Annotated in this window: 7 protein-coding genes; 4 read left to right on the top strand and 3 right to left on the bottom strand. The window is 24.4% G+C overall.

Annotation, left to right across the window (positions count from 1 at the left end):
- Window positions 1-22: 22 nt before the first annotated feature.
- Both QOZ93_RS06645 and QOZ93_RS06650 read right to left on the bottom strand, forming a co-directional pair.
- A complete protein-coding gene (locus tag QOZ93_RS06645; protein WP_307355599.1) occupies window positions 23-1,171 on the bottom strand; it encodes a Ger(x)C family spore germination protein in 1,149 nt (382 codons plus the stop codon).
- On the bottom strand, window positions 1,171-2,703 hold the full coding sequence (locus tag QOZ93_RS06650) for a spore germination protein (RefSeq protein WP_307355600.1): 1,533 nt from the start codon (window positions 2,701-2,703) through the stop codon (window positions 1,171-1,173). Before QOZ93_RS06650 ends, QOZ93_RS06645 begins: the two co-directional genes overlap by 1 nt.
- Before the next feature lie 182 nt (window positions 2,704-2,885).
- On the opposite strand from QOZ93_RS06650, the gene pdaA reads away from it, so the two are divergent.
- Entirely contained in the window at window positions 2,886-3,737 is an 852-nt protein-coding gene (gene pdaA / locus QOZ93_RS06655; RefSeq protein WP_307355601.1) for a delta-lactam-biosynthetic de-N-acetylase, read from the top strand.
- Between the two features lie 496 nt (window positions 3,738-4,233).
- Here pdaA and rbr read toward each other — a convergent pair whose 3' ends face one another.
- Window positions 4,234-4,821 (bottom strand): rubrerythrin, encoded by a 588-nt coding sequence (gene rbr, locus QOZ93_RS06660; RefSeq protein WP_307355602.1) that lies wholly within the window; start codon window positions 4,819-4,821, stop codon window positions 4,234-4,236.
- A gap of 333 nt (window positions 4,822-5,154) precedes the next feature.
- Here rbr and QOZ93_RS06665 point away from each other — a divergent pair, with 333 nt between their 5' ends.
- Genes QOZ93_RS06665 through QOZ93_RS06675 form a run of 3 tightly spaced genes read left to right on the top strand, consistent with a single transcriptional unit; the run spans window position 5,155 to window position 8,391 of the window.
- Complete coding sequence (locus QOZ93_RS06665; protein ID WP_307355603.1) at window positions 5,155-5,739, top strand: hypothetical protein; 585 nt, start codon at window positions 5,155-5,157, stop codon at window positions 5,737-5,739.
- A 41-nt stretch (window positions 5,740-5,780) separates the two neighbouring features.
- Complete coding sequence (locus QOZ93_RS06670) at window positions 5,781-6,482, top strand: response regulator transcription factor (RefSeq protein WP_307355604.1); 702 nt, start codon at window positions 5,781-5,783, stop codon at window positions 6,480-6,482.
- A 10-nt stretch (window positions 6,483-6,492) separates the two neighbouring features.
- Window positions 6,493-8,391 (top strand): sensor histidine kinase, encoded by a 1,899-nt coding sequence (locus tag QOZ93_RS06675; protein WP_307355605.1) that lies wholly within the window; start codon window positions 6,493-6,495, stop codon window positions 8,389-8,391.
- Window positions 8,392-8,491: the final 100 nt, after the last annotated feature.

Raw genomic sequence — 8,491 nt, forward strand, 5'->3', positions numbered from 1 at the left:
TCCTCCGACATATTGTTAATTACTAATTTTTAGGTGTTATATTTTTATTAGTTAATCCGCTATATCTTATATTTATACTTACATTTGTTTTCGTTGAAGTCTGAGAATAAATATTATCCCAATCATCACAAACTTTTTTCCATTGTTTAGGTCTTTGTTGTTCTACTATTTTTCCGATTCCTAATATATCAGTTTTATATTGATTTTTTGATTTTTCTATTATAGAATCTATACTACTTTCTATGTTCTTCTCTGCCTTTAATTTCAATTTTTGTTTTTCATCTTCTGAATCAAAATTAATCTGTTTTGTATCCATTTCTGATAAATCTACATCCATGTATAAATTAATATCAACGGCCATTTTTCCATTTTTATCTGTAACTTTTATTTTCTTTTTAACTTTACCTAATTCTAAACTTACATAATTATTATCATCTATTTTTATAGGAATAACATATTTAGGTCTTTTTTCTTTTAGAAGCTGTAAAAACATTGTTTCTTTTTCTTCTAACTTACCTACCATTTTATCGCTTTTAAAGATTGCAGTACCTCCCACTTCAAAATTTATACGTTTTTTACCTTTTACTATTTTAACCATGGGAACTATACCTGAAATTCCTTTAGAAGATATATTATCTATAAATTCTAAAACATCTACCTTACCATATTTTCCAATAAGTCTTGAATTTTTAATTGTATCTGATAAATCAAAAGAAACTATTTGATCCTCATCTTTTTTCTTATTAAGTATATCTGCAGCTCTATTACTATCAGCTATCATAATCCACATATCATTTCTAATTTCAGCATCTCTATTTACTAAATCCAAAACTGGTACTATCCCTTCTTTTGATATATTTTTACTTACTATAAACACTTTTGCATGAGATGCTTGAAGCATTTGTCCTACCTTTTTTATTACATCTCTTATAGCTTCATGAACTGTTTCTCCTTGTGATTCTATAATCTTAGATGTTATTATTTGAGAACTTACAGACGCTTCTAATATTTCTGTAGTTAATATGTATCTTCCTGTTTTACTATCTTTGTCTATGGCCATTCCTGCAATATACTTTACATCATTCATTTCTATGTAATCCCAACATCCACAAAAAGATACTGTAAATACTATAATCATACAAATTAAAATAAATAGCCTTTTAACCTTCATTACTTATTCCTTCTCTTTTTATAATTTTTAATTCTAATACGATCTTTACAAATAAATTTTGTTCTGTATTTTAAAATATTCCAAGGGGACCTTATAGCTGAATCTCTTATATTTTCGTTATTTAAATCTATAAATTTTAGCATGTATGGTATCCCAAAACTTTTAGTAGCCATTAAATGAATAAATAATCCCATAGTAGAAAAAATTACTCCATATATTCCAAAAAAAGAAGCAAAGATTAAAAATATAATTCTAATAATAATAACACATGCTCTCATTTCATATAATACAAGTTCACTTATACCTGTAATGGCTGTTACTATTACAACAGGTGAGCTAACAAATTTAGCATTAACTGCGGCATCTCCAAGTACTAATGCTCCAACAATACTCACTGCTGAACCTATATGTTTAGGTAATCTTATACCAGCCTCTCTTATTATTTCAAACATAATTAACATAACAAATGTTTCCAATGCTGCTGGTAATGGAACTCCTTGTCGTGATGCATATATGCTCATAGCAAGTTTGGTAGGAATAAGTTCTTTATGAAAAGTTGTAAATGCTATATAAATAGCCGATGCACTAATTGTTAATATAAATGCTATAATTCTGATAATTCTATTTACAGATGCATAAGTAAAATTCTCATAATAATCCTCATCTATCTGAAAATGTTCTACAAATAAATAAGGAACAGTTAGCACAACAGGAGATCCATCACCTAATATAGCAATTCTTCCTTGTAACATTTTAGAAGCGACTACATCAGGTCTTTCCGTAGTTCCTACAGTTTTAAACGGAGATAATACATCATCTTTTATGAATTCTTTCAACGAATTAGCTGAAAAAATGCCTTCTATATCTAACTGTGATAATCTATTACGTACTTCTTGTAATATTTTAGGTTGAACTATATCTTCCATATATGCTATACAAATTTTAGTCTTAGTTCTAACTCCAATTTCACTAAATTCAAATTTCAAACTTGGAGAATTTATTCTTCTTCTAATTAAAGAAATATTTATACTTATAGACTCGTTAAATCCTTCCCTAGGACCACTTAGAATTGTTTCTGATTGAGGTTCATCTATTGCTCTTGTTTTCCATCCTAATGTATTAAGTATTAATCCTTTATCAAGACCTTCTACAATTAATAATGTACTTCCATAAAGTATTGAACTAACTATTTGTTCCGTATCACAGCTTATCTTTGTCTCATCTACTATTACAACTTCTTCTTGTATATACTTTAATACATCTTCCTCACAAGCGGTAAACGTATTACTTATTAGTTCAAATATTATATTTTCATTTACAATTTTTTTATCAGTCATTCCCTCTACAAAAATCAAACAAAATTTTAATCCAGTAGTTCTATTTTTAAAAACTCTATAAACGATACTATCATCATTAAAAAATATAATATTTTTAAATAAATCTATATTTTGTTGAAGTGATTTTTTTAAAGTATAATATTTAAGATTTTCATTTGTTACAACATTTCTAAGACTTTTCTCTTCTTTTCCCATATAATCACTCCTCTGCTACCATATCTTTTCATATAATCTTATATTATTTCCATAAAATATCACAATATACACTATTTTATTTTTACTATAAATAAAAACTTTTAATATAAAATAGGGATAATTTTTAATTTATAATCAATACTAATTTTTAGGGTAAATATTTAAAAGGAGTGATTAATTAAATGTCTAGCTCATCAAAAAAAGTTATATCTTTACTACTTGCATGTAGCATTATATGTATTTCATTATTAGCATATAATTCTGATAAAAAAGCTATAAAAGCACTTGGTAAAAATAGTAATTTAAAGAAATCTGCTACTTGCATGAATAATTCAAATAATTTAAGTACAAAAGAATATAATTGGTATTTTAAGCATGTTGCAAACGGTAAGCCACCATTAGGGCAACCTGAAACTGCAGATTTTATTGGAAAATATGATACTCATTTTTTAGGAGATTCATCAAAAAAAGTTATTTATTTAACTTTTGATGAAGGATACGAAAATGGATACACTGCACCAATTTTAGATGTTCTAAAAAAACATAATGTAAAAGCTGCTTTTTTCGTAGTTCAACCATATATTAAATCAAATCCCGATTTAATAAAGAGAATGGTTAATGAAGGTCATTTAGTGTGTAATCATAGTCACCATCATCCTTCAATGGCTTCAATACATGATCAAAACAAATTTAACAAAGAATTATCTGATGTTGAAGAATCTTTTGAGAGTTTGACTGGTAAAAAGATGCCTAAATATTTTAGACCACCTATGGGAAAATATAGTGAACAATCTTTAAGTTACACTCAACAATATGGATACAAAACTATATTTTGGAGCTTTGCTTATGCAGATTGGGATCCTAAAAAACAACCTTCTCATGAATATGCCAAAAAGAAAATTTTAGATAAAACTCATAATGGTGCTATTATGCTTCTTCATGCAGTTTCTAAAACTAACTCAGAAATTCTAGATGATATATTAACTCAGTGGGAAAAACAAGGATATGAAATTAGACCTTTAAGTGATATCTAATTTGTAGAATAAAAAAGATGCCTAAAATTTTGGCATCTTTTTTATTCTACAAATTAGTCTATATAAATTAATATATAAGCATTAATGTTACATATTCAAATTATACTTAGTAAGCCTATTTTCTCCTCATAAAAATCTAAAGTGTTTTTACTTACATACAATACTTAATTAACATCTTAGTAGTGAAAAATTTGTTTACTAACACTAGAAACATATATGTCTATTCCTATATAAAAATCTTTTGAAAACTTTTAACTTTTTATTATAAGTCTTTAACATTTTTTTCTTGTAGTTTATTATTTTCTATATCCTAACTTTTTTCAAAAATGCACCTCATAAATTAATCTTATAAAATAGTTAATAATTTCTTATATTATGAATCCCAAAATAAAATCTTTTCTTTTTATTTTTATTCAACAAAAATCACTATAATATTATTTATTAATTCTTCATAAATAATATTATAGTGATTAAATCTTATATTAATATTAAGTTTTTAATAGTTTTCTAAAAATACTTCAAAATAACCTTGTGGATGAGCACAGGCTGGACATAATGCTGGTGCTTCTTTACCTTCATATATATATCCACAGTTATTACATTTCCATAAAACAACCTCTTCTTTTTTAAATACACTTCCATTTTCTATATTATTATATAATTTTCTATATCTTCTCTCATGTCTTTTCTCAACTTCTGCAACTTTTTCAAATATAATTGCTATTTCTTGAAATCCTTCTTCTCTAGCTATTTTAGCAAATTCCGGATATAATTCTGTCCATTCTTCATTTTCACCATCAGCTGCCGCTTTTAAATTTAATTTAGTTTCTTGATGAAATGATACGGGATAAGTTGCTGTAATTTCTATTCCTTCATCTTTAAAATCTTCTTTTAAAAATTTATAAAATCTTTTCGCATGTTCTTTTTCTTGTTCTGCAGTTTCCATAAAAATATTAGCTATTTGAACATATCCTTCTTTTTTAGCTATACTTGAATAATAAGTATATCTTGTTCTTGCTTGTGATTCTCCAGCAAATGATTTCAATAGATTTTCAGCTGTTTTAGTATTTTTTAGACTTTTCATTAATACTTCCCCCTTATTCATTTTTTATTTTTTATTAATTATTAAATAATAATTATTATTATATACGTTTTTATATGTATATTCAATAAAAATATTTATTGTTAACAACATTGTAACTAATTTTTTAACCTTTTCATTTTATAAATTTATATTATGAATTGTTTTATAGTAATAAGATACCTTAAATTATTATTCACTACTTATAGTATTTCTTTCAATTATCTATATAGTACTAACTTTATTAATTTTGTAATAAATTCTTCATTTTTAATCTAATCTTTTCTTCATTTATATTTTTTAAAATAATAATATAAATAAATTAAGGAGATAAAAATGATAAAAAAAGCACTTATAAAAAAAAATCCTATAAACTTATTAATAGCTATTATATTTTTAGCATTTATTTTTTCTAACAAAAATATTTTCATAAAAAAAATACGTTCAGATAATTCATTACCTGAAAAAATATATAATTTTATGAAGTACAAAGAAAACAGAATTAAAATTTTCAACAAAGCTATAGCTCTTAATAATGGAAGTTCGTGCAATACATGTGTATATTTCGTATCAGAAGTTTTAAGAAATAACAATATTGATATTGATACCTCTACATGTAACACACACCAATTAATAGATATTCTCGAAGAAAATAACTTTAAAAAAGAAAAAGATTATAAGAAGCTTAAACCTGGAGATATATGTTTTACCACAGATGAATATTTAAATACGGAGGGAATTCCTTCTCATACTTATATATTTATGGGATGGGAAAAAGAAAATAATTATAGTTATGCATATATTTGTGATAATCAAGCAAAAGATTATAAAAATAAAATATATCATTTAAGAAATATAAAAAACCATGAAATACTAAATAACAAATCCAAAGAGCCCTTTAGTTTTTTTATGTATAAATAATGTTATAATATATTTAAAATATTTATTATGGGGGATTATACATGGAAAAATATAAGGTTTTAGTAGTAGATGATGAAAAAGAAATAAGAGATGCGATAGAAATCTATCTTAGAAGTTTAGATAATATAGACATTGCCATGGCCAATGATGGAATAGAAGCATTAGAATACTTAAAAAACAATGATGTACATGTGATTATTCTAGATGTTATGATGCCTAATCTTGATGGTATTAGAACCTGTATGAAAATTAGAGAAACTAAAAACACTCCAATTATAATGTTATCTGCTAAAGGTGAGGATACCGATAAAATTTTAGGATTAAATATAGGTGCTGATGATTATGTAAGTAAACCTTTTAATCCATTAGAACTAATAGCAAGAGTAAAATCTCAACTTAGAAGATATTTAGATTTAGGAAATGTTACTATTAAATCTTCTGATAACTCTATAATAGTAGATGATTTAGTTATTGATAAAAAAAGTCATATTGTAACCCTAGATAATTGTGAAATTAAACTTACACCTATAGAATTTGACATTTTAGTTTTATTATCTGAAAATCGTGGTAGAGTATTTTCTTCAAAAGAAATTTATGAAAAGGTATGGAATGAACCTGCCTATAATGCAGAAAATGTTATTTCAGTACATATAAGAAGAATACGAAAAAAAATAGAAATTGACACGAAAAATCCAAGATATATCAAGGTGGTGTGGGGTGTTGGATATAAAATCGAAAAATAATAATATTATTTTGCGTAAGTTAGAAACATTTCCTATTACTTTAATAATATTAATATGTTTTTTATTAACTATAACTTATTTAGAAACTTCCACTATAATTAATACTTATCATATAATACAAAGAACTTCAAATGAATTATCAAATTTTAAAAACGAAATAAATAATTTAGATATTCTAGAAAACTCAGATAACCCTATATATATTAACTATGATTTTTGGTTGAAAGAATGCGCTAAAGTTGCTAATGTAAGTATTTATAATGAATTTAATAATTTAAAAATATTATCTTCAAAATCTCAAAAACAACTAAATGAATTAAGTAAAACCTTTAAATTAACTATAAAAGATATTCAATATGATGATTTAGTAAAATACATAATAATAGATAAATCAAAAAAAACTTTTATAACAAACGACATCCAAGATTTATCACTTATAGAAAAGAATATAGAAAGATATAAGGAACAAAATGGAGAATTATTTAAATATATAAGTTCCAAGGGTAAATGGTATCATATAACTTACGATTCTAACATTTCTCCTGCCTATAAGTATTTAAAAAATTATTCTTTTAACATTACAAATAGTAGTAGATATGTAGAAGCTTATTGGTTTCCTAAAGAATATAAGATTACAAAACAAAGTAAAAATGTATTATCTAATTTTATGCTTAATAAAAGAAATTCAATAAAAAACAATATAAATACAGCAGAAATGCACCTTTTAAATGATAAAAAATCTCTAAATCTTCATATTGCAAAATTAGGTGTAATTATTTTGCTGATACTTAGTATATTATATATTTTGTTTAAATTAGATCTTAAAAACATTATTGAAAATTTTAAAAATGGCTATCTTTATAGTTCCTTTACATATATAATCAATTGGTTTGAAAATAGAAATACTTTATTTAAAATAATCATATATGTATTTTTATTATCTTTAACTTTATTGATTATAGCTATTTTTTTATTTAGTAATTGTACTAGTAAATTTAAACTAATTCTTTTTATATGGATTCTCTTCAATATTTGCTATACATTACCTAAATTCATAAAGTTTTGTCTTTACATAGACAAGATCCATAGAGGAACCTTAGAAATAACTAATGGAAATTTAGAATACGTGATTCCTGAAATAGGTGATAAAAAGCTTAGTTCTTTAGCACAGAATATCAATAAGTTAAATAAAGGTTTTAAAGTCTCTATTGAGGATCAAATAAAAAATGAAAAATTAAAAAGTGAATTAGTAGCTAATGTTTCACATGACTTAAAAACACCTCTTACTTCTATAATAAATTATACTGATATACTTTTAAAAAAAGATATAGAAGAAGAAAAAAAAGAGGAGTATCTACAAATTTTAAACAGAAAAAGTTTAAAGCTTAAAACTCTTATTGAAGACCTTTTTGAAGTTTCAAAAATGAATAGTGGTAAGTTAAAACTTGAAAAAAATAAGGTTAATGTAGTAGAACTCTTAAATCAATCTATTGCCGAATATTCAGATACTGATGTCTATAGTAGTAAAAATTTAAACTTTATATTAAATACTTTTCAGCCTGTTATAGATATGAATTTAGATGGTCATAGAATGTCCCGTGTTTTTGAAAATTTAATAAATAATGCCTTAAAATATTCTTTAAAAAATTCTCGTGTTTTTGTAGACATAGACAATATAAAAAAAGGTATTAAAATTATATTTAAAAACACTTCATTTTATCCCCTTGATTTTGATAAAAAAGATATTTTAGAAAGATTTACTCGTGGTGATAAATCAAGAAATTCTAATATAGAAGGAAATGGTCTTGGACTTGCTATAGCTAAAAGTATAGTGGAATTACATGGTGGTATAATGTATATTGATTTCGATGGTGATTTATTTAAGGTTATAATTGAATTATACTATTGATAAATAAGGGGCTGTCGCACTAAAAAATAGTGCGACAGCTTTTTGCGTAAAAAATAAATCTCCCACTCGAAAGAGTGAAAGATTTATAGTAAAATTAATA

The organism is Hathewaya limosa (assembly GCF_030815255.1).
In the GTDB taxonomy this organism is placed as follows: domain Bacteria; phylum Bacillota; class Clostridia; order Clostridiales; family Clostridiaceae; genus Hathewaya; species Hathewaya limosa.

Coding starts and splice junctions, on each gene's coding strand:
- QOZ93_RS06670 (WP_307355604.1), top strand. CDS start 5,781: ATGGAAAAATATAAGGTTTTAGTAGTAGATGATGAAAAAGAAATAAGA.
- QOZ93_RS06645 (WP_307355599.1), bottom strand. CDS start 1,171: ATGAAGGTTAAAAGGCTATTTATTTTAATTTGTATGATTATAGTATTT.
- QOZ93_RS06665 (WP_307355603.1), top strand. CDS start 5,155: ATGATAAAAAAAGCACTTATAAAAAAAAATCCTATAAACTTATTAATA.
- QOZ93_RS06650 (WP_307355600.1), bottom strand. CDS start 2,703: ATGGGAAAAGAAGAGAAAAGTCTTAGAAATGTTGTAACAAATGAAAAT.
- rbr (WP_307355602.1), bottom strand. CDS start 4,821: ATGAAAAGTCTAAAAAATACTAAAACAGCTGAAAATCTATTGAAATCA.
- pdaA (WP_307355601.1), top strand. CDS start 2,886: ATGTCTAGCTCATCAAAAAAAGTTATATCTTTACTACTTGCATGTAGC.